The organism is Brevibacterium sp. FAM 27836, from assembly GCF_051351055.1.
Lineage (GTDB): Bacteria > Actinomycetota > Actinomycetes > Actinomycetales > Brevibacteriaceae > Brevibacterium.
On the sequence record NZ_CP195711.1, the window covers coordinates 2,946,145 to 2,966,762 of the forward strand.

17 protein-coding genes are annotated in these 20,618 nt (G+C 66.5%); 12 read left to right on the forward strand and 5 right to left on the reverse strand.

Translation table 11 applies throughout. From position 1 onward, the window contains the following. The first annotated feature begins 2 nt into the window (after positions 1 to 2). The 4 genes from rpsI (at position 3) to ACSE4D_RS13200 (ending at position 5,219) form a co-directional block, all read left to right on the forward strand. Positions 3 to 512: a 30S ribosomal protein S9 gene (gene rpsI / locus ACSE4D_RS13185; protein ID WP_135540242.1), complete on the forward strand. Its 510-nt coding sequence runs from the start codon at positions 3 to 5 to the stop codon at positions 510 to 512. Positions 513 to 761: 249 nt separating this feature from the next. Continuing rightward, positions 762 to 2,114 carry a phosphoglucosamine mutase gene (gene glmM, locus ACSE4D_RS13190; protein ID WP_135540240.1) on the forward strand — a complete coding sequence of 451 codons (1,353 nt, stop codon included), beginning with the start codon at positions 762 to 764 and terminating at the stop codon, positions 2,112 to 2,114. A gap of 262 nt (positions 2,115 to 2,376) precedes the next feature. Continuing rightward, on the forward strand, positions 2,377 to 3,357 hold the full coding sequence (locus ACSE4D_RS13195; RefSeq protein WP_135540238.1) for a hypothetical protein: 981 nt from the start codon (positions 2,377 to 2,379) through the stop codon (positions 3,355 to 3,357). 434 nt (positions 3,358 to 3,791) lie between these two features. Further along, a complete protein-coding gene (locus tag ACSE4D_RS13200; RefSeq protein WP_135540236.1) occupies positions 3,792 to 5,219 on the forward strand; it encodes an FAD-binding oxidoreductase in 1,428 nt (475 codons plus the stop codon). Here ACSE4D_RS13200 and ACSE4D_RS13205 read toward each other — a convergent pair. From ACSE4D_RS13205 to coaA, 3 genes are all read right to left on the reverse strand, one after another. Next, positions 5,188 to 6,894 carry an AfsR/SARP family transcriptional regulator gene (locus ACSE4D_RS13205; protein ID WP_135540234.1) on the reverse strand — a complete coding sequence of 569 codons (1,707 nt, stop codon included), beginning with the start codon at positions 6,892 to 6,894 and terminating at the stop codon, positions 5,188 to 5,190. The two genes, ACSE4D_RS13200 and ACSE4D_RS13205, sit on opposite strands and share 32 nt — an antisense overlap. Before the next feature lie 270 nt (positions 6,895 to 7,164). Beyond that, entirely contained in the window at positions 7,165 to 9,027 is a 1,863-nt protein-coding gene (locus tag ACSE4D_RS13210) for an ABC transporter ATP-binding protein (RefSeq protein WP_135540233.1), read from the reverse strand. Positions 9,028 to 9,374: 347 nt separating this feature from the next. After that, positions 9,375 to 10,412, reverse strand: a complete 1,038-nt coding sequence (coaA, locus tag ACSE4D_RS13215) for a type I pantothenate kinase (RefSeq protein ID WP_135540231.1) — start codon at positions 10,410 to 10,412, stop codon at positions 9,375 to 9,377. 176 nt (positions 10,413 to 10,588) lie between these two features. Between coaA and glmS the strand changes: the two genes are divergently transcribed. The 4 genes from glmS (at position 10,589) to ACSE4D_RS13235 (ending at position 16,043) form a co-directional block, all read left to right on the forward strand. Then, positions 10,589 to 12,463, forward strand: coding sequence for a glutamine--fructose-6-phosphate transaminase (isomerizing) (glmS, locus tag ACSE4D_RS13220; protein ID WP_426937300.1), 1,875 nt, complete (start codon positions 10,589 to 10,591; stop codon positions 12,461 to 12,463). Positions 12,464 to 12,473: 10 nt separating this feature from the next. Beyond that, entirely contained in the window at positions 12,474 to 12,944 is a 471-nt protein-coding gene (locus tag ACSE4D_RS13225) for a holo-ACP synthase (protein ID WP_436326080.1), read from the forward strand. A 65-nt stretch (positions 12,945 to 13,009) separates the two neighbouring features. Further along, a complete protein-coding gene (locus ACSE4D_RS13230) occupies positions 13,010 to 14,311 on the forward strand; it encodes a M20 metallopeptidase family protein (RefSeq protein WP_436326081.1) in 1,302 nt (433 codons plus the stop codon). A 142-nt stretch (positions 14,312 to 14,453) separates the two neighbouring features. Beyond that, positions 14,454 to 16,043: an NAD(P)H-hydrate dehydratase gene (locus ACSE4D_RS13235; RefSeq protein ID WP_436326082.1), complete on the forward strand. Its 1,590-nt coding sequence runs from the start codon at positions 14,454 to 14,456 to the stop codon at positions 16,041 to 16,043. A gap of 44 nt (positions 16,044 to 16,087) precedes the next feature. On the opposite strand, the gene ACSE4D_RS13240 is transcribed toward ACSE4D_RS13235, so the two are convergent. Further along, a complete protein-coding gene (locus ACSE4D_RS13240; RefSeq protein WP_436326083.1) occupies positions 16,088 to 16,768 on the reverse strand; it encodes a hypothetical protein in 681 nt (226 codons plus the stop codon). Positions 16,769 to 16,909: 141 nt separating this feature from the next. On the opposite strand from ACSE4D_RS13240, the gene alr reads away from it, so the two are divergent. Genes alr through ACSE4D_RS13260 form a run of 4 tightly spaced genes read left to right on the forward strand, consistent with a single transcriptional unit; the run spans position 16,910 to position 19,963 of the window. After that, positions 16,910 to 18,130, forward strand: a complete 1,221-nt coding sequence (gene alr / locus ACSE4D_RS13245) for an alanine racemase (RefSeq protein ID WP_436326084.1) — start codon at positions 16,910 to 16,912, stop codon at positions 18,128 to 18,130. Next, on the forward strand, positions 18,127 to 18,717 hold the full coding sequence (gene tsaE, locus ACSE4D_RS13250; RefSeq protein ID WP_436326085.1) for a tRNA (adenosine(37)-N6)-threonylcarbamoyltransferase complex ATPase subunit type 1 TsaE: 591 nt from the start codon (positions 18,127 to 18,129) through the stop codon (positions 18,715 to 18,717). The genes alr and tsaE overlap by 4 nt, the downstream gene beginning before the upstream one ends. Continuing rightward, positions 18,714 to 19,445, forward strand: a complete 732-nt coding sequence (gene tsaB, locus ACSE4D_RS13255) for a tRNA (adenosine(37)-N6)-threonylcarbamoyltransferase complex dimerization subunit type 1 TsaB (RefSeq protein ID WP_436326086.1) — start codon at positions 18,714 to 18,716, stop codon at positions 19,443 to 19,445. The genes tsaE and tsaB overlap by 4 nt, the downstream gene beginning before the upstream one ends. Further along, complete coding sequence (locus ACSE4D_RS13260; RefSeq protein WP_436326087.1) at positions 19,442 to 19,963, forward strand: GNAT family N-acetyltransferase; 522 nt, start codon at positions 19,442 to 19,444, stop codon at positions 19,961 to 19,963. Before tsaB ends, ACSE4D_RS13260 begins: the two co-directional genes overlap by 4 nt. Here the strand turns inward: ACSE4D_RS13260 and ACSE4D_RS13265 are convergent. Then, a complete protein-coding gene (locus tag ACSE4D_RS13265) occupies positions 19,960 to 20,598 on the reverse strand; it encodes a heme oxygenase (biliverdin-producing) (RefSeq protein WP_436326088.1) in 639 nt (212 codons plus the stop codon). The two genes, ACSE4D_RS13260 and ACSE4D_RS13265, sit on opposite strands and share 4 nt — an antisense overlap. Positions 20,599 to 20,618 lie beyond the last annotated feature (20 nt).

Here is a 20,618-nt window from a genome sequence, read left to right on the forward strand (position 1 = left end):
CCGTGGCTGATACCACCAACGCGACAGAAACTGTCGAAGAAGAGATCACCGAATACACTTCCGAGACTCCCGAATCTGCCGGCCTGGGCGAAAGCACCGCTGGTGGACGTGGACAGTCCCTGACCGCTCCCGGCAACGGAGTCGGCCGCCGCAAGCAGGCAATTGCTCGCGTGCGCCTCGTTCCGGGCACCGGTGAGTGGACGATCAACGGACGTACTCTCGAAGAGTACTTCCCGAACAAGCTGCACCAGCAGCTCGTCAACGAGCCCTTCACCCTGCTGGACCTCGATGGTCGTTTCGACGTCATCGTGCGCATCTCCGGCGGTGGACCCTCCGGCCAGGCTGGCGCCGTCCGCCTGGGCGTGGCTCGCTCGCTCAATCAGATCGATGCGGAGTCCAACCGCGCCGAGCTGAAGAAGGCCGGTTACCTGAGCCGCGACGCTCGCGTCCCCGAGCGCAAGAAGGCCGGACTCAAGAAGGCCCGCAAGGCACCTCAGTTCTCGAAGCGCTGATCGACCTGTTCGAGAAGCTGCGACTGGTCTGCCACTGAGTCGCAGTCATCGACAGTTCAGTTCGACGAACGTGAGAATGCGGCCCCGAACCTGGTTCGGGGCCGCATTCTCATATCCGGGCGCGGAAACCTGCGTTCGATGCGATCACGTCCCATCCCCTCGATCCCAGCGGTGACACCGGTCGTGATCGGCCGCCTCGGCGAGGGGATCGACTAAGATCGACTCCGACATTGACGAAAGGACCCCCACATGTCTCGACTCTTCGGCACCGATGGAGTGCGCGGACTGGCCAACCGTGACATCTCGGCCAAACTCGCGCTGCAGCTCTCGGTCGCAGGATCACGCGTGCTCAGCCGCGGCTGGACGGGTGAGAAGCGCCCCTTCGCTGTGGTCGGGCGAGACACGCGCGTGTCCGGCGAATTCCTCTCCGCGGCACTGAGCGCAGGCATCGCCTCGACCGGGGTCGACGTTCTCGATGCGGGCATGTTGCCGACGCCCGGCATCGCCCAGGTCGTCAAGGACACAGGTGCGGCTTTCGGCGTCGTCATCTCCGCCTCCCATAACCCCATGCCCGACAACGGGATCAAGTTCTTCGCCGCCGGCGGAACCAAGCTCGACGACGCGGTCGAGGACGAGATCCTCGCGATCTTCGACGAGGAGTGGGATCGCCCGACCGGTGCCGCTGTCGGTCGCATCTCCCGCTACCCGGCCGCCGCGGACGAATACACCGAGCACCTCGTGCGCTGCGTCGACGCCGGGAACGTGCGTCCGCTGTCGGGACTCAAGGTCGTCGTCGACTGCGCCCACGGTGCCGCCTCCATCGTCGGACCCGCCGCACTGCGCCAGGCCGGCGCCGAAGTCATCGTCTCCGCCGCCGAACCCGACGGCTTCAACATCAACGACGGGGTCGGCTCCACGCACCTCGAACCGCTGCAGCGACTCGTCGTCGAAACCCAGTCCGACCTCGGTGTGGCCTTCGACGGCGACGCCGACCGCTGCCTGGCCGTGGACTCCCTGGGGCGCGTCGTCAACGGCGACCAGGTCATGGGCATCCTCGCGATCGGGCTCAAGGAGCTCGGTGAGCTGCGCGGAAATACGTTGGTCACGACCGTCATGTCGAACCTCGGGCTGAAGCAGGCAATGGACAAGTACGGCATCGCCACCGTGCAGACCTCCGTCGGTGACCGTTATGTGCTCGAGCGGATGCTCGCCGACGGCTACTCTCTCGGCGGAGAGCAGTCCGGGCATGTGCTTATGCTCGATCACGGTACGACCGGCGACGGAGTGCAGACGGCGCTGCACCTGATGAAGCGCATGGCGGACGCCAAACGCACTCTGGCCGACCTGGCCGCGGAGATCCCGCAGCTGCCGCAGGCTCTCGTCAACGTCAAGGGCGTGGACAAACACGGGTTCGACCATCCGCAGGTCGCCGCCGAGGTGGCCGCTGTCGAGGCCGAACTGGCCGACACCGGCCGCGTGCTGCTGCGTGCTTCGGGAACCGAGCCACTCATTCGCGTCATGGTCGAAGCCGCCACCGAGGACACCGCCACCGAACAGGCCGAACGTCTCGCTGCCACCGTCAAGGAGCATCTGGCGCTCTGACCCGTGCTGCCGCTCCGCCGCCCGGTCAAGGGGTCGCTCGGTTGCCGCCCTGTCAAGGGGCGATCGGTTGCCGCCAACCGGACTTTGCAGCCTTCCGTCGTGCTCAACATCGCTCAAGTAGCGCGGAGCTCGAAAAAGTCGTCGCCAGTGACGACTTTTTCGAGTTTCGTGCTACTTGAGCCTGTGGATTCGAGTGGGCGGTTATCCACAGGCCCTGGAACCAACCTTGTGGTGGGTCACTCAGCTCCGGAATGCTGGGTGCATGTTCGCCTGCCTGACTTCTGCAGAACTCAGCGCCGCTGGGCTCAATTCCTACCAACTGCGGCTGGCTGAGCGCTGCTGTGTGAGGAGAGTCCGCCGCGGCGTGTATGTGGTGACGGCGGTCTGCGACGATCCGGCGCACCGATTCATTGCGAGTGTTGGGACTGCATCGGGTATCAGCCTGCCGCAGGAGTCGGCAGGGGCCCTCAAGCGGAATGAGGATCTGCGCATCCTCGTGCGGTCGTATGTCGATGATGTTCCTGCCGGAGCGGTCTTCTCTCACCAGAGCGCCCTGATCGTCCACGGCCTGTCGATCCCGTACTTCGAGGACAGTGCACCCACCCGTGTGGAATTCTCCCACCCGGAGTTCGGGGTCCAGCGTTCCTTCGTTCGCGTCTGGAAGAGGCCGCTGGAGGCGAAGACTGAGATCGTCAGGGGCTGCCGGGTCACTTCATTGCCTCAGACCCTGCTGGACGTGTCCCGTGATTGCCCACTGGCGTTCTCTGTCGCTGTGGTGGACGAGGCGATCCGTCGAAAGCTCATCTCAGCTCGAGAGTTCGCAGACTACTGCGCTCGTCACCCTGTGAGAACCCGACAAGGACGCATCGATGCCGTAGCCGCGAACGTCGACGCCCGGCGGGAGTCGGTGGCCGAATCGATCACGGCGGTCCGGTTCGTCGAATACTCAGTGCCAGGCTTCGAACCGCAAGTGGTCATTCTCGATGAGAACGGTGAATTCGTTGCGCGGACAGACTTCGCCAATCCAAAGGCTCACGTCATCGCAGAATTCGATGGAGCAGGAAAGTACTACCTCGACGGTGCCGACCCGAAGCAGGCCTTCGAGCATGAGCGTCGCAGGGAGTATTCGCTTCGCAATCTTGGCTTTCAGGTCTTCAGAATCACTTGGAAAGACCTTTTCAAAGGCGACCTCTTCCTGCGCATCAAAGACAGCGTCAATCGGCGCAGCGCGCAGACAGCCTAACGCGCGAATACTGCGGCCGATCTTGCGAGCAGACGGCACACTGACCGCACGAGAGTCCTGCCTCTCGGCCGGCTGTGCCGCAGGTGGTGCCGCTCAGGTCACGCGAATCTCGAAAAAGTCGCCGCCAGTGACGACCTTTTCGAGATTCGCGTGACTTGAGTAGAAGGTTGGGCTGTTGGCGTGACTAGAGCTGAGGGTGGGGCTGTTCGCGTGACTTGAGCAGAAGGGTGGGCTGGTCGCGTGACTAGAACTGAGGGTGGGGCCGTTCGCGACCTCCGAAGAGGGCTTCCGGCAGCGGGCAGCACGACGAAAGGCTCCGCTCGCCGACGTAAGCGAGATGTAAGCGCCGCTTGCGAGGATCGAGCCATCCGACGACGGATCAGAGTCGACCGCCGTCGGTACAGAACCTCACATCTTCCAACGATCGGAGATCTATGACTCTGCAATCCCAGCCGGTCCTCACCGATGTCGCACGTGAGGATACGACCGATTCAGCCGCCGAACTGGCCGCGATGGTCGAGCCGGTGACGATCTATCTTCCCGGCGATGCCGGGTACGACAGTGCCAGAACGCTGTGGAACACCGCCGTCGATCTGCTGCCTGCAGCGATCGCGGAACCGACCACCGCCGCCGAGGTGTCCGCTGTCGTCACCGCGTCACGACAGCTCGGACTGAAGGTCGCCCCGGTGAGCACGGGTCACAACGCAGGCCCGTTGGTCCAACACGACCTCGCATCGACCGTCCTGGTCAAGCTCTCCGCCATGACCGCGGTCGAGGTCGATCCGTCGACAGCGATGGCGAAGGTGCAGGGCGGAGCGCTGTGGGGCGACGTCATCGACGCCGCTGGTCGCCACGGTCTGGCTTGCCTGCATGGCTCGTCACCAGATGTCGGAGTCGGCGGATACCTGCTCGGCGGCGGGATTTTCCTGTACGGGCGCAGACTCGGAATGGCCACCAGCAGTCTCACCGCCGTGGAGATCGTCCTGGCCGACGGCTCCCTGATCCGTGCGGACCATCGTCAGCATCCGAGCCTGTTCTGGGCTCTGCGCGGGGGAGGCGGCAGCTTCGGCATCGTCACCTCCTTCGAATTCTCGCTGTATCCGCTGGAGACCGTGCACGCAGGAATGATGGTCTGGGACATCGACGATGCTGACCGGGTCGTACGTTCCTGGGCGAAATGGGCACATGGCGCCCCCGATGAGATCACCACCTCGATGCGCATCCTCAATCTCCCGGAGGCCCCGGACATCCCGGAATCGGTGGGAGGTCGCCCTGTCGTCTGCATGGACGGCGCCGTCCTGGGAAGAGAAGACCAGGCCGACAGCATTCTCGCTCCGCTCAGGGCACTGTCCCCGCGGGTCGACACCTTCGACCAGGTGCCGCCCAGCGCGATCGCCCGCCTCCATATGGATCCTTTGGGGCCGACCCCGGTCACCGGCGACACAGCCCTGCTGGGGCGCCTGACGGATGAGGCGGTAGACGCATTCCTTGCCGAAGTCGGACCCGGAACCGAGCACGCTCTGCTGTCGGCGGAGCTGCGTCAGCTCGGGGGAGCCCTATCACGGCGAAATCCCGACGGCGGTGTGCTCAGCCGATTGGACGGGAGTTTCCTGCTCTTCGGTGTGGCGATCGCCGACACTGCGGAGAACGAAGCGCGCGGACATTCGGACGCTTCCCATCTGGTTCGAACGATGTCGCCATGGAGCACGGGGCGTCGGTACCTCAACTTCGCCGAAGAACCGGTCGACGTCGGTGACAATTACGGTGAACGCGAATGGCTGACGCTGACGAGGGTGAAGAGCGCCTACGATCCTGAGAATCTGTTCGCAGCTAATCACCCAGTGCCGCTGGCTCACAGGTGATCCCGGTGCCTGCACCCGGACTCGCCGCGGTGCGGTGTGTGAACGGTACCGGGAAGTCGATGCGGCGGTAGTGAGACTGCGCCTCACGTCGGTGGCGGAGAGCGGACGGTGCATCCCCCATCTGCTCTTCCGCCTCGGCGAGGCGTGCGGCGGCTCGACCGGCGAAGAGCCAGTAACCGGACCACTGTGCCAGTTCGCGTCCGGCTCGAGCGTGCACGATCGCGGTCTTCGGCCGCCCCCACATCAACTGGGCTTTGGCCATCGACGCATGGGTACCGGCGGCCAAGGGGATGCGCATCGTCTCGTGAGCGCACAGGAGAGCGGTTCGGTACCAGTCGAAGCACTCGACATCGCCCGCATCACGTTTCGAACAGGCGACATCGAGCAGAAGCGGCCCCTCATCGGTTTCGGCACTGGCCCGTCGGGCGATGTCCAAAGCGGTGAGAGCTCCGACCACGGCATGGTGCTGTCGACCGGCCCTCCTGTCGATCTGGCTTCGGGTCCGCCACCACATGACTTGGCGTGACATAGGCCCGGTCGGCTCGCCTGCGGCGGTCAGTGACTCCTCGGCTCGATTCAGTCGAGACATGTGGGTGAGGACCAGGGCCCGGATGATCCGCAGCATCGCATCGGTTCCCGTCGTTCGCCCGTCGAGCCTCGACGCCTCACCGAGGAGGCGCAGAGCCCGGCGCAGGTCGCCGATCAGCGCCATGACTGCCACCATGTCCCGGAGCAGGATCGCACACTGATTCTCGTGTCCCAGCCCCGAGTGGAGGGCCTCCAAACGCTCCAGCACGGTCAGTGCCTCATGGGGTCGACCTGTGGCCATAAGGATGTACGCGAGTTCTCGACGCAGCACCGATCCGCGCATCGTCGGATCGGTCTCGTCCTCGCTGCAGGGTATGAGTTCACCGGCCGGGTCGACGATGGCGAGGTCGGAGCGGATCGCCTCTTCCCGCAGACGCGAGAGCGGCTGGTGAGGGGCGATGAGGTCCGGGGCCGAATCGAGCCCCAGGTCCGCGAGAGCGCGGTTGACCTGCGTGAATGCTTCGGGCAGTTCCGTGGCCCGCCCCGTCTGCTGCAGTGCCGACAATCGCAGAACCTGGGCGTGCTCGTTCTCCGGCTGTTCTTGTGTCAGCAGAGTGAGCAGCCTGAGCGCCGTGCGACCGTCGCCGAACTCCAGATGGAATTCGGAGCACTTCTCCCGCACCTGTGTGTACAGGTCCCTGAGCTCGGACTGCCAGGCTGCGGTCTCGGGCAGGTCGACGCCGGGAAACGGTTCGCCCTCCCATAGGGACGCAACGCGTTCAAGATGGCGGAGGGTCTCGAGATCGTGATCGGGCAGGTCACCGGCAAGAGCGGATCGGGCGCTGTGTTCGAAGCGCCATGCATCGACGGCGGACTGTGCGAGATCGAGGCGATAGCCGTATGCCGAACTCAGCAGAACGCCGTCTCCCAACTGCCGACGCAGTCGGTGGATTTGGACGTGGAGGCGCGTGTGAGCACGTTCGGACCATCCGTCCGGCCACAGGGCTTCGACGATGAGCGATGCCGGCGTCCATGCCCGGAGCCGGAGAACCAACAGAGACAGGAGGGCTCGCTGAGTGCGTCCCTGTACCCCTCGGGCCACACCATCATGGAGAATCTCCACGCGCCCCATTACGCGCAATTCCATCCGATCAGCGTAGAGGCATAAGACACCAGGAGGAATACCTCGACGAACCTCACGAGCTTTCGGGCTGTTCGTTGTCCCGTCGTCCTCCGGTTTCCTATCTCAGCAGTCGATGATCGGAGCGAGGCAGAGGAAGAATACGACGACGATCACTGCCATGTGACAGCCATCAGCAAGCGATCGACGAGCAGCCATCAGCGAGCTGTCGACGGCTGCGTTGGAGTGTGGCTGTGGAGTGATGGCGAGTCGCTCCGACGCGCGGTCCGTCGACGCTCAGCTCGACGCGAACTGGGTGGCGTAGAGCTCGGCGTAGCGGCCGCCGCGGCCGACGAGTTCCGCGTGCGAACCGGATTCGACGATGCGCCCGGCCTCGACGACGAGGATCGTATCGGCCTGCCGGATCGTCGACAGCCGGTGCGCGATGACCAGCGCCGTGCGACCGTGCATCGCCTGAGCCAGCGCCCGCTGAATCGCCGCCTCGTTCGTCGAGTCCAGCGCCGAGGTGGCTTCGTCGAGGACGACGATCTCCGGGGATGCGAGCAGCATCCGGGCGATCGTCAGTCGCTGACGCTCACCGCCGGACAGACGGTACCCGCGCTCGCCGACGACCGTGTCCAAGCCGTCGGGCAACGCATTGATGACGGTTGACAGCTGCGCCCGGTCGATCGCCTCGAGCATCTGCTCCTCGGTCGCGTCGGGGTTGACGAGCGCGAGGTTCGCCCGGATGGACTCGTGGAAGACATGACCGTCCTGAGTGACCACGCCGACGGCGTCGCGCAGATCGGAGAATGACAGGTCGCGGACATCCACCCCGCCGATCCGGACAGACCCGCCGGTGGTGTCATACAGGCGCGGCAACAACGAGGCGATCGTCGACTTGCCGGCACCCGAAGAACCGACGAGAGCGACGGTATGTCCTGCGGGGATCGTGAAGCTCAGGTCGTGGATGACTTCGTCGCCGCCGCGGGAATCGAGCACGGAGACGTCTTCGAGGCTGGCCAGGCTGACCTGAGAAGCGCTGGGATACGCGAAGTCGACGTGATCGAAGGACACGTCCAACCCGCCGGCCGGCAGCGCACGCGGCTTCTCGGGTTCCTTGAAGTAGGGCACGAGGTCGAGGATCTCGAACACGCGCTGGAACGACACGACGGCACTTTGGATGTCCAGGCGTGCGTTCGCGAGCATGGTCAGTGGAGTATAGAGCCGGGTGAGCAGCAGTGCCAGGGTCACGACCTGCCCGGCATTGAGGTTGCCGAGGACGGCCTGAGCACCTCCGACACCGTAGACCAGGGCGAGGGCCAGAGCCGATACCAGCGTCAGCGAGGACACGAACGTCGACTGCAGCATCGCGACCTTGACGCCGATGTCGCGGACCTGACCGGCACGGTCGGCGAACTCCTCGTTCTCCTTGCGCGGATTGCCGAAGAGCTTGATCAATGTCGCACCGGCGGCCGAGAACCTCTCGGTCATCCGCGTGGACATGTCCGCGGAGTTGTTCGCGGCCTCGAACTGCAGAGAGGCGAGCTTCCCCGAGAGCATACGGGTGGGGATGATGAACAGGGGCAGCAGGAGGATCGACATCACCGTCACCTGCCAGGAGATCGTGACCATCACACCCACGGTCAGCGCCAGGGACACGAAGTTCGACACGATTCCCGACAAAGTGTTCGAAAACGCCCGCTGCGCGCCGATGACATCGGTGTTGAGCCGGGAGACCAGGGCGCCGGTGCGGGTGCGGTTGAAGAAGGCGATCGGCATCGACTGCACATGGTCGTACACGGCCGTGCGCAGATCGAAGATGAGCCCCTCACCGATGCGGGAGGACAGATACCTGTTCGTGATCGAGATCGCGGCGTCGGCGATCGCCAGACCGCCGATGGCCACAGCCAGCCACACCACTGTCGATACGGGCCCGCCGCCGGTGATGGCGTTGACGACGTCACCGGCGAGCACCGGGTTGAGCACGCCGATTCCCGCTGTGAGGACGGAGAGGACGAGGAAGACGATGAGCTTGCGCTTGTGCCGGGTCGCGTATGCGGCGATCCTCCGGTAGATGCCCGGCTGGATGGTCGTCTGCGGTGTCTTCTGGTTCTTGACCGAGGAGTACATCACACGGTGCGCGGAAGGCATACTCATAGTGGGTCCCTTTCTGCTGCCGAAGCGACCGAGACTGCGCAGGACGCAGCCGATCGGACACGAGGCACTCGAGCGGGTCGAGAGATCCCGCAGAAATGCGCCGCACCTGCGCCGATGCAGGGATCGCCCGCATCCGGTCGTCGCTGAGGGCGGGTAGCCCTCCGGCGGAGAGTAAAACAGTGCACACAGTGCAACTGCGCGAGGGGCGAAACTATTTCCTCAGCCGCCGGCGACCCCGCTCACACCCGCCTAGAGCCGCGCCCGAGCACCCGTCGCGAGCCGCGCCCCAACACCCACTTCGAGAGGCGCCCGAGCATCCACTCCGGTGGCCGCCCGAACACCGCGGCTCACAGCTTGCGCAGCTGCACCTTCCGGATCGTGTGGTCGGCGGATTTGTGGAGCACGAGGTCGGCGCGGCCGCGGCTGGGCTGGACGTTCTCGCGCAGGTTCGGGAAGTTGATCGAGTCCCAGATCTCCGTGGCCAGGGTGATCGCTTCGTCGTCGTTGAGTTGTGAGTACCGGTGGAAGTAGGAGTCCTCGTCCTGGAACGCACCGTGTTTGAGCTTGAGGAACCGGGAGATGTACCACTGTCGGATGTCGCGCGACCGCGCGTCGACGTAGACGGAGAAGTCGAAGTAGTCGCTGATCGCCAGCCCTACGGCTCCGTCTTGGCGGGGACGGGCGGGCTGAAGGACGTTGAGCCCTTCGACGATGAGCACATCGGGGGAGCGGACGACCACCTCGGCGCCGGGGACGATGTCGTAGGTGTGGTGCGAGTACACGGGTGCACGGACCTCGGGAGCACCGGACTTCACGGCCGAGATGAACTTGAGCAGCTTGCGTCGGTCGTAGGATTCGGGGAATCCTTTGCGGCCGTTGAGGCGGCGCCGGTCGAGTTCGGCGTTGGGGTAGAGGAACCCGTCGGTGGTGATGAGTTCGACGCGCGGCGTGTCGGGCCAGCGGGCGAGCAGCTCACGCAGCACACGCGCGGTCGTCGACTTGCCCACGGCCACGGATCCCGCGACGCCGATGACGAACGGGGTCCGCTTGGCCTCCTGCGGTTCCAAACCGAGTTCGTGCAACGGCGAGAAGAATTCCCGGGTCAGGTCGTGTTTCGCCCGGCGGGCGGAGACGTAGAGGTTGAGCAGCCGTGACAGCGGCAGGTACACCTGGGCCACCTCGTCGAGGTTGATCCGATCACCGAGCCCGCGCAGACGTTCGATATCGCGCTGCTTGAGCGGCAGCGGGGTGGCCTGGGCAAGCGTGCCCCACACCTCGCGATCGAATTCCCAGAACGGGGACGTCGTATCCGGCTCGCTGCGCCGGGCGGTGTAGAGGCCGGCGAGCCGCCGCGCGCGGTCCAGCTGAGGATCGACTTTGCTCATGCGCCCATTGTGTCATGGGTCATGAAAGCCACCCGCGCCGAGGTGGTCCGCCGTTCCGCACCCACCCGCGCCGAGGCGGCGCCGAAGTCTCCGTCGCACGTGCAGTTCGTCACGTTGACCCGATCGTGACTCGCCGAAATACACGTGATCGGCCGTGAGTGCGTAAAATCTCCCTCATGTGTGGAATCGTTGGCTATGTATCCAAGGCCCCCGTTGACAATGCCGATCATCTGGCGCTCGACGTCGTGCTCGGTGGCCTGAAGAGGCTCGAGTACCGCGGCTACGACTCGGCCGGAGTCGCGCTCGTGACCGACGATGGGCAGCTCGCCTCGGCGAAGAAGGCCGGAAAGTTCTCGGCCCTGACCGAGGAGATCGAGGCCCACCCGCTGCCGGCCGCTCAGACCGGCATCGGCCACACCCGTTGGGCCACTCATGGCGGACCCACCGATCTCAACGCCCACCCGCACCTGGCCGACGACGGCAAGCTCGCGCTCATCCACAACGGCATCATCGAGAACTTCGCCCACCTGAAGAAGGACCTCGTGGCCGAGGGCGTCGAGTTCCTCTCCGAAACCGACACCGAGGTGGCCGCCGCTCAGCTGGCCAAGAACTACAGGGCCACCGGTGACCTCACCGCCGCCATGCGCACTACAGCGACCGAGCTCGAGGGCGCGTTCACCCTGCTGGCCGTCCACGCCGACGCTCCTGGTCAGGTCGTCGCCGCCCGTCGGAACTCGCCGCTGGTCATCGGCCTCGGGGAGGGGGAGAACTTCCTCGGCTCCGACGTCGCCGCCTTCATCGACTACACCCGCACGGCCGTCGAGATCGGTCAGGACGAGGTCGTGACGATCACCCCCGACGAGGTCTCGATCACCGACACGGAGGGCAACCCCGTCGAGGGTGAGCGCTTCGAGGTCGACTGGGACACCGCCTCGGCGGAGAAGGGCGGCTTCGCGTCCTTCATGGACAAGGAGATCCACGATCAGCCCCAGGCCGTCGCCGATACGCTGCTCGGCCGTCTCGACACCGAGGGTCGGCTGACGCTCGACGAGATGCATATCGACGAGTCGGTGCTCAAATCCGTGGACAAGATCGTCGTCATCGCCTGCGGCACCGCCGCCTATGCCGGCCAGGTCGCGAAATACGCGATCGAGCACTGGTGCCGCATCCCCACCGAGGTCGAACTCGCCCACGAATTCCGCTACCGGGATCCCGTGGTGACGGAGAAGACCCTCGTCGTGGCGATCTCCCAGTCCGGGGAGACCATGGACACGATCATGGCCGTCCGCCACGCGCGTCAGCAGGGTGCGAAGGTCATCGCGATCTGCAACACCTTCGGCTCGACGATCCCACGCGAATCCGATGCCGCGCTCTACACGCACGCCGGTCCCGAGATCGCCGTGGCCTCGACGAAGGCGTTCCTGTCCCAGGTCGTCGCCTGCTACCTGCTCGGCCTCTACCTCGCACAGCTGCGCGGCAACAAGTTCCGCGACGAGATCGGAACCATCCTCTCCGAACTGCAGACCATCCCGGAGAAGGTCCAGCGGATCCTCGACGAGACGAAGGAGCAGGTGCTGGCGCTGGCCGACCGCAACCAGGAGGTCGGCTCCGTGCTGTTCCTCGGTCGTCACGTCGGCTACCCGGTGGCGATGGAGGGGGCGCTCAAACTCAAGGAGCTCGCCTACATCCACGCCGAGGGCTTCGCCGCCGGTGAGCTCAAGCACGGACCGATCGCACTCATCGACGACGGTCAGCTCGTCATCATCGTCGTGCCGTCCAAGCGCGGCCGCGATTCGCTGCATGCGAAGGTCATCTCGAATATCCAGGAAGTGCGCGCCCGCGGTGCGAACACCGTCGTCATCGCCGAGGAGGGGGATGAGGAAGTCGATCAGTTCGCCTCCGAGGTCATCTCCGTTCCCGAGACGACGACGCTCATGGCGCCGCTGCTGACGACCGTGCCGCTGCAGATCTTCGCCATGGAGCTGGCCACAGCCAAGGGCCTCGACGTCGACCAGCCGCGCAACCTCGCGAAGTCGGTCACGGTCGAATAAGGACGATTCGATGGCCATTCTGGGTATCGGCACCGATATCGCCGATGTGCCGCGTTTCGCCGAGCACATCGAGCGGGTGCCTGAACTCCTCGACCGTCTGCTCACACCCGGCGAGCAGCTCAAACGCAACGGCAAGCGCCGCACAGACGCGTCCCTGGCGGCGCGGTTCTCGGCCAAGGAGGCGCTGAAGAAGGCGATCGGCTTCCCCGGCTGGCTGCCCTGGCAGTCCGCCGAGGTGGTCCCTGCCTTATCCGGTGCCCCGTCGTTTCGTCTGCGCGGACTGGTGCTCGAGCACTTCCGGGCCATCGGCGGGACGAACATCCACCTGTCGATCACCCACGATGCGCACCTGACGATGACCTTCGTCATCGCCGAGGGTGAGGGGCCGTCGCTGAGTCCCGACATCGACGGTGTCGCCGAGCACTTCACCCACTCGATGTACGGGAAGGGTTCGCGCCTCGGCGAGATGCCCGAGCGATAGGCCACCCGGCAGCGGACACCCAGACGCATCTCCACGGGCGTGGAAGCAGGCAATAGACTCAGGTCATGAGCTCTCTTCCCAACGACCCCGCAATCACTGCCGCAGACCCCGCCGCAACCCGGTCCTTCGCCGGGCCCGACAGCGTCCACCTGCCCACGACCGATGACGTCAACGACATCGCGCCCGGGCTGGTGTCCCTGCGCCGAGCGCTGCATGAGAACGTCGAAGTCGGACTCGATCTGCCGGTCACGCAGAAACTCGTGCTCGAGGCCATCGAAGGTCTCGACGTCGAAGTGAGCACCGGCGAGAACCTCTCCTCGATCGTCGTCGTCCTCCGCGGCGGCGCCCGGCAGAACGACTCGACCGGTGTGGTGCCCGCGGTCCTCCTGCGCGGTGACATGGACGGGCTGCCCGTCACCGAGGCGACCGGATTCGACTTCGCCGCCACTTCAGGGAGGATGCACGCCTGCGGTCACGACCTGCACACGGCCGGGCTCGTCGGTGCCCTCAAACTCCTCCACCGCGACCGCGATTCGCTGCCCGGCGACGTCGTGTTCATGTTCCAACCCGGCGAGGAAGGCTTTGACGGGGCAGGGAAGATGATCGACGAAGGCGTCCTCGATGCCGCCGGTCCCCGCGTCAAGGCCGCGTTCGGCATCCACGTCTCCGCCGATGCCGACCTCGGCGTCGCCAGCTCCCGGCCCGGTCCGTACATGGCGGCGTTCTCGAAGATGACGATCACCGTCGGCGGCAAGGGCACGCACGCGTCCCGGCCCGCCACCGGCAAGGACCCGATCCAGGTCGGGGCCATGCTCGTCGGCCAGCTCCAGGAGTACGTCACCCGCCGCTTCGACATCTTCGACCCGCTCGTGGTCACCGTCGGCCAGTTCAACGGCGGCACCGCCCCGAACGTCGTCCCCGACAGTGCCCGCCTCGTCGTCAGCGTGCGCACCTTCTCCGAAGCGGTGACCGCCCGCGCCGAGGCGGAACTGCCCGAACTCGTCCGTGCCCTCGTCGCCGCCCACGGTCTGAGCGCCGAGGTCGAGTACGAGCAGATCCTTCCCCCGACGATCAACGACGACGCTGAGGCGGAGTTCTTCCTGTCGACCTTCACCGACCTCTTCGGTGAGGAGCGGACGGTGCGCAAGGCGAACCCGCTGCCCGGCTCCGAAGACTTCTCCCGCGTTCTCGATGCGGTGCCGGGAGCGTACGGCCACTTCGGGGTGGCGCTGCCGAACCTGCCGGTCGAGGAACGCGAGGCCAACCATTCCCCGCGCGCCCGCCACAGCGACGAAGGGTTGGCCGACCAGGCGTTGTTCCTCGCCCACCTCGCCGGACGCAGGCTCGCGCAGTTGGCCGAGGCCTAGACCCGGCCGAGCGCGGCCCCGCCGGGATGCGGGTCAGCCGCGTGCAGACGCTCCCTCGCCCGCTGACCGCTCTGGCCTCGACGGGTGAGAGAGCATACGGTGCAATGAGGAACCGAGTTCAGACGATGAGCAGGAGCAGTCGATGAGTGTGTTTGCCTACCCGAGCGAGGTCATCCGCGACGCCGAAGTGCCGCTGCTCGAAGCCGGTGTCCCGCTCATGGCCCGAGCGGCCCGGGCGCTGGCGAACATCAGCATCGACACCCTGACCGCCGACCGCGGACAGATCGCCGGTGCCCGGGTGTGCGTGCTGGCCGGTCCCGGCAACAACGCCGGGGATGCCCTCTTCGCCGCGGCAACGCTCGCCAGGCGAGGTGCCGCCGTCGCGATCATCACCCTCTTCGACCGCACTCACGACGAGGGACTGAGCGCAGCTCGCCGCGCCGGAGCCGAGGTCTTCGCGTTCACGGCGACCGGTTCCGACACCGCTCCCGCCGGGCCCACCCGCACCGAGGCGGACGCCTCCACCGCACCAGCACCTGGCCCCGCACGCGCCGAGGCCCTGCACGAACTGGTCCGAGCCGACCTCGTCCTCGACGGCATCCTCGGCACCGGCGGTCGGCGCGGGCTGCCCGAACACATCGCCTCACTCCTCGCCGACTGGGCCCCGCACCGGACCGGGCGCCTCCTCGCCGTCGACGTTCCCTCTGATCTCAGCCCGGACGCCGAAGGCGCGGAGACCCGTCTCCACGCCGATCGCACGGTGACCTTCGGCGGATTGAAAGCCGAACTCGTCGACCCGCGCGTGAACGAATTCACCGGGAGCATCGATGTCATCGACATCGGGCTCGGCCTCGACACCGGACTCGCCTTCGCGGAACTCCTCGACTCCGACGACCTCGTCACGGACTTCCCCCGCCCCGACGCCGCCGGCCACAAATACTCCCGCGGAGTCGTCGGTGTCCTCGCCGGTTCCGAGGACTATCCGGGAGCGGGGGTGCTCACGACCACCTCGGCGGTGAATACGGGAGCAGGAATGGTCCGCTACCTCGGATCCGCCTTCGTCGCCGAGTTCGTCATCGGACTCCACCCCGAGGTCGTCAGCGCCTCCGGCCGGGTCAACGCCGTCGTCTTCGGGCCCGGTGACCCCGAACCCGAATTCGTCCAGGCCGTCGTCGACGCCCTCACCGACACCCACATTCCGGTGATCATCGATGCCGGAGGCCTCGACATGGTCGGACGTGCCGAAGCGATGGCCGGCACCTGGATGGCCGATCGCCCGATCATCATCACCCCGCACGCCGGTGAACTGGCCCGGCTGCTCAGCCGCCTCCTCGGCGAGATCATCACGGCCACCCGGATCGGTGAGGATCCGATCGGGTGGGCGCGGCAGGCCGCGGAGCTGACCGGCACGATCGTCCTGCTCAAAGGCCATCACACGATCATCGCGACCCCCGACGGCCACATCGTCCTGCCCGAGCCGGGACCGGCGAACCTCGCCACGGCCGGGTCCGGTGACGTGCTCGCCGGCATCCTCGGCACGCTGACCGCGATCGCTTCGGCCCGGCACCGCTACGACGGCGATGACCGACCGCTGCCGAGCAACGAATGGGCGCGCCTGGCCGGCCTGGGTGTCCTCGTGCACAACGCCGTCGGGCAGCGGGCCGTGACCGCGTCCGGATTCGCCGATGCCCTCGCCGAGGTGGTCGACGAACTCATCCACGGCAGGCACTGACGCACTCGGCCGACTCGACGGCCCGGGCAGCCCGGCGGCGGTCGTCAGTGGATGACGATCTGAGTCTTCGTCGATCCTTCCCACTTCAACGCCTTGACGAGGCTGGATTCGTACATCGACACGCAGCCGGCCGTCTTCATCGACGTCGTGTTCGCGTGGAGGAAGATCGCCGAGCCCTTGCCGGGTGTGCGGGCCTCGTTGTAGCCGATGACCTGCGCATACTTGTACGGTTTCGGCTGGTAGAGCGATTCGCCCTCGAAGCCCTCCGACTTCAGCTGCATCGTGTTGTAGCCCTGAGCCTTCGTCGCGCTGCCGTCGACCCAGACATGGTCGCGGGTGACCTTCGTCCACGTCCTGTTCAGTCCCGGATCGGCCGAGGTGCCGAATCCCTCGCGCATCCAGAACACACCCTTCGGGGTCTTCCCGTCACCTTCGCGCTTGTCCGTCGTCGTTCCGTTGTAGCCGAGGCGAGCCTCGTACGGGCCGCTGTCGCGAACATAGCGCGACCCGGACTTGCTACACAGGTAGATATCGGCGGTGATCGTCGTGCGCTGCTTGACCTCGATGGCCTTGCCGGCGGTGACCTTCGAGTTCTTCTCGATCCCCGTGCAGTGCTTCGCCGCAGCTGCGGCGGGCGAACCGTGCCCGGCCACCGTGAGAACTGCGGCGACGAGCGCGGTGACGAGCATGAACGCGAGTGTGCGGGCAGATGGGATGGTGCACATGATGCCTCCTTGAATCTCGTGTGAGTTCGTGGCCGCCAGCGGGATCGCCGCCGACCACGGAGGCCCAGCGTAGCCGAGACTTCCACCCGCGTACGGGTCCCGATTCTGTCCGACCCGAGGCGGCGACGGTACTCTTATCGAGTGACATCTTTCGATATCCCCGAGGCCCTGGTGAGGGCCGAGATCGACGAGGCGGCCCTGCGCGAGAACGCCGCCGTCCTCGCCGAGCGGCTGGCCCCCGCCCACCTCAAATGCGTCGTCAAGGCCAACGCCTACGGCCATGGCGTCGACCTCGTCGCCCCCGTCCTCTTCGCCGCCGGCTGGCGTGAGTTCTGCGTGGCGACGATCCCCGAAGCCCTGCACCTGCGCAGCCTGCTCGGCCCGGATGCCGAGATCCTCGCGTGGCTCTACGGTCCGACGACCGACCTCGACGAGGCGGTGCGTGCCGGCATCCACCTGGGCGTGTCGACCGTGGAGGCCCTCGACCGTCTGGCCGACGCGGCACAGCGCATCGGGGCGACCGCGCGAGCCCATCTGAAGATCGACACCGGACTCGGCCGCAACGGACTGTCCCCGGAGGGCCTGGTCCGCGCCCTCGACTGGCTGCGTCGTCACGATGAAGACCACCTCGCCATCGACGACCCCGGCCGGACAGACGACCACCGAGCGGATGTCCGCATCGTCGGGATCATGAGCCACTTCGCCGTCGCCGATGAGCCCGAGCGCCCCGAGACCGCCGCGCAGAGCGCCGTGTTCTCCTCCGCCCACGGGCAGCTGCGGGCGGTGCTCGACGCTGCTGACGGCCGCCTCGGCGAATCCGCTGAACTCGATGTGCACATCGCGAACTCACCGGGCGCGCTCACGCTGGGCCCCTGTCCGGGCACTTCGGCGAGGGTGGGGCTCGCCCTCTACGGGCTCTCCCCGCTCGAGGACGGCGACCCCGCGGTCCTCGGACTGCGGCCGGCGTTGCGACTGGTCTCCTCGGTCATCAACCTCAAAGACATTCCCGCAGGTCACGGCGCTTCCTATGGGCTGACATTCACTGCGGCGACGGACACTCGGTTCGCGCTCGTGGCCGGTGGGTACGGCGACGGGCTTCCCCGGGCGGCATCCAATCGCGCCGAGGTGGCCATCCGCGGCCGCCGCTGCCCTGTCGTCGGGCGCATCGCCATGGATCAGATGATCATCGACGTCGGCGCCGACAACGATGAGGTGGCCATCGGCGACGAAGTCATCATCTTCGGACCCGGAGGACCCAGCGCCGCCGAGTGGGGGAGCTGGGCGGACACGATCAACTATGAGATCGTCACCCAGCTCAGCGCCCGCGTCGAGCGCCGCCTGACGACAGGAGGCCGGCAATGAGGGTGAACGTAAAATCGCTTGAGCAGATGCGTCGCTTCGCCGCGGTCCTGGCCGGGCATCTGCGCGCCGGTGATCTGCTCATCCTCACCGGCAACCTCGGCGCGGGGAAGACGACCTTCACCCAATCTCTGGGTGAGGGCCTCGACGTGGCCGGGCGGATCACTTCGCCGACGTTCATCATCGCCCGCGAACACCCTTCGCGCGGTGACGGTCCCGCGCTCGTGCACGTCGACGCGTACCGTTTGGCCGATGGGGACGAGCTCGAAGACCTCGACCTCGACTCGGAGCTCGACGAATCGATCACCGTCGTCGAATGGGGTGCCGGCATGGCCGAGCAGCTCAGCAGCGACTACCTCGAGATCACGATCACCCCCGTGTGGACCGGGAACGAGGAGATCGTCGGCGCGGACACGGACGCCGGGGACGAAGGGATCGAGGACGCGGGCACCGGGGACGAGGAGGCCGAGGACGAACGGCGTGCCGTCGACCTCGTCGGCCACGGACCCGCCTGGGCCGAGCGCATGCCGCAGGTCTGCGCCGCACTCACCGCCCTCGAGGGCATCACAACCGAGGGAGACGCCTCATGATCATTCTCAGCATCGACACCTCGCAGTCGGCCTCCGTTGCGCTGGTGGACACCGACACCGGCGCGGTCATCGCCGCGAAGCAGGCCGAAGACCATCGTCGACATGTCGAATTCATCGGCCCCGCACTCGCCGAGGTCCTCGCCGAGGATGCCCGCCCCGAGCTCGTCGTCGTCGGCATCGGACCGGGACCGTTCACCGGTCTGCGGGTCGGCATCGCGGCCGGCATCGCCGTCGGGCAGGCTCGCAGCATCCCCGTCAGGGGTCTGGCCTCGCAGGCCGCGATCGCCGAAGAATTCGTGCGGGCCACGGCCGGAGGACAGGCGGCCGGTCCTGTGCTCATCGCTTCAGATGCGCGTCGCAAGGAAGTGTACTTCAGCGTCTACGATGCGGCCGACGCCTCCCTGAGCGCCGGCCCGTTCGTCGCCAAACCCGCCGATGTCGCCGCTGTCCTCACCGCGCACGGTGACGAGATCGCCGACTCCGGCGGCCCTCTGAAGCGGGCCGACGTCTCCGCAATCGGTGAGCGGCTCGGTCGAGGGTTCCTCCTCTACCCCGAGACCCTCGGTGCTCCGACGCGGGAGACGATGACGGATCCGCGAGCCGAATTCCTCGCCTTTGCCGCCGCTCGCGAAATCGCCGCGGGGCGGGAACTGGGCGAACCGATCCCCGAATACCTGCGCGAACCCGATGCGAAGCCGGCCCCAACGCGTGAGAGCTCACTGAAATGACCGCTGCACCGACCATCGCCGAGCTGCCCTGGTGGGACCTCGAGGAGGTCGCCGAACACGATGCCGCCGTCTTCGGACCGACGGCGTGGACTCTCGGATACTACTGGTCGGTCAAAGCACAGAACGGCACGATCATGCTCGCCGCCAGGACCGCCTCGGCGAGTGGAACGGGTACGGAGGCGAATCCGGACGGCGGGGGCGGCACCGCGGGCACGACCGCCTCGGCGGGGGACCTGGCGGGCTGGATCGTCATGTCTGCGGCCGGCGCGGAAGCCGATGTCATGACGATCGCGACGACGGCGGCCGCACGCGGCAAGGGCGTCGGTCGGGCCCTCCTGCAGGCCGGCATCGACTGGGCCGCGAACCGCGGAGCCGAGGTCGTCCACCTCGAAGTCGACGAACGCAACGCCACGGCGCTGGCGATGTATGCATCCTTCGGATTCGAAGAATGGGGGAGACGACCCGACTACTATCCCGGAGCCGCCGGAATCCTCATGCGCCTGCGGATCACCGACTAGGCGACGGGAACCGCTCGGTGTTCCGTGGCATCGGTGAGGTCGATGAGGAGCGCGCCGTTGAGGCGGAAGGCCTCGATGGTCTCGTCGACGACGATCTGCTCATCACCGCCCGTGGCGGCCACCCCGTCGAGAAGCCTGCGGTAGGCATCCTTGTACGGTTTCGTCTTGCCCAGGGCGCTGAAGTCCCACATCGTCAGCGCAGCGGGACCCAGAGCGTAATGCCGGGCCATGAGAGCGCCGATCGCCTGACCGCCGGAGAGGTCTCCGAGGTAGCGGGTGTAATGGTGGGCGATGACCTGCTCGGGCCGCTCGAGGCCCGCAAGGTGGGCGGCATAGGCGTCCGAGCTGGGCATGACGGGCAGGTCGCCGCCGTCGAGAGCGGCGAGATCGGCGGCGATGCGTTCGGCACGGAAGAGATGCGTGTCGTGGAACGGCGCGAAGACCGGATCATCGGCGAATTCCCGCGACTTGGATTCGAGCACGGCGTAGATGACGTCGTACTGCTTGAGCAGAAGCGCGTAGGCCCGGGAGTCGAGCCGTCCCTCCATGAGATCGACCATGAAGGTGGTGTGCTCGACCTCGTCGTGGATGGTGGCGGTGCTGGCCTTGAGGCGAGCGGAGAACGGTTCGTTCATGATTCTTCCTCATTGAGAGA

Coding starts and splice junctions, on each gene's coding strand:
- glmM (WP_135540240.1), top strand. CDS start 762: ATGTCTCGACTCTTCGGCACCGATGGAGTGCGCGGACTGGCCAACCGT.
- ACSE4D_RS13195 (WP_135540238.1), top strand. CDS start 2,377: ATGTTCGCCTGCCTGACTTCTGCAGAACTCAGCGCCGCTGGGCTCAAT.
- ACSE4D_RS13200 (WP_135540236.1), top strand. CDS start 3,792: ATGACTCTGCAATCCCAGCCGGTCCTCACCGATGTCGCACGTGAGGAT.
- ACSE4D_RS13205 (WP_135540234.1), bottom strand. CDS start 6,894: ATGGAATTGCGCGTAATGGGGCGCGTGGAGATTCTCCATGATGGTGTG.
- ACSE4D_RS13210 (WP_135540233.1), bottom strand. CDS start 9,027: ATGAGTATGCCTTCCGCGCACCGTGTGATGTACTCCTCGGTCAAGAAC.
- coaA (WP_135540231.1), bottom strand. CDS start 10,412: ATGAGCAAAGTCGATCCTCAGCTGGACCGCGCGCGGCGGCTCGCCGGC.
- glmS (WP_426937300.1), top strand. CDS start 10,589: ATGTGTGGAATCGTTGGCTATGTATCCAAGGCCCCCGTTGACAATGCC.
- ACSE4D_RS13225 (WP_436326080.1), top strand. CDS start 12,474: ATGGCCATTCTGGGTATCGGCACCGATATCGCCGATGTGCCGCGTTTC.
- ACSE4D_RS13230 (WP_436326081.1), top strand. CDS start 13,010: ATGAGCTCTCTTCCCAACGACCCCGCAATCACTGCCGCAGACCCCGCC.
- ACSE4D_RS13235 (WP_436326082.1), top strand. CDS start 14,454: ATGAGTGTGTTTGCCTACCCGAGCGAGGTCATCCGCGACGCCGAAGTG.
- ACSE4D_RS13240 (WP_436326083.1), bottom strand. CDS start 16,768: ATGTGCACCATCCCATCTGCCCGCACACTCGCGTTCATGCTCGTCACC.
- tsaE (WP_436326085.1), top strand. CDS start 18,127: ATGAGGGTGAACGTAAAATCGCTTGAGCAGATGCGTCGCTTCGCCGCG.
- tsaB (WP_436326086.1), top strand. CDS start 18,714: ATGATCATTCTCAGCATCGACACCTCGCAGTCGGCCTCCGTTGCGCTG.
- ACSE4D_RS13260 (WP_436326087.1), top strand. CDS start 19,442: ATGACCGCTGCACCGACCATCGCCGAGCTGCCCTGGTGGGACCTCGAG.
- ACSE4D_RS13265 (WP_436326088.1), bottom strand. CDS start 20,598: ATGAACGAACCGTTCTCCGCTCGCCTCAAGGCCAGCACCGCCACCATC.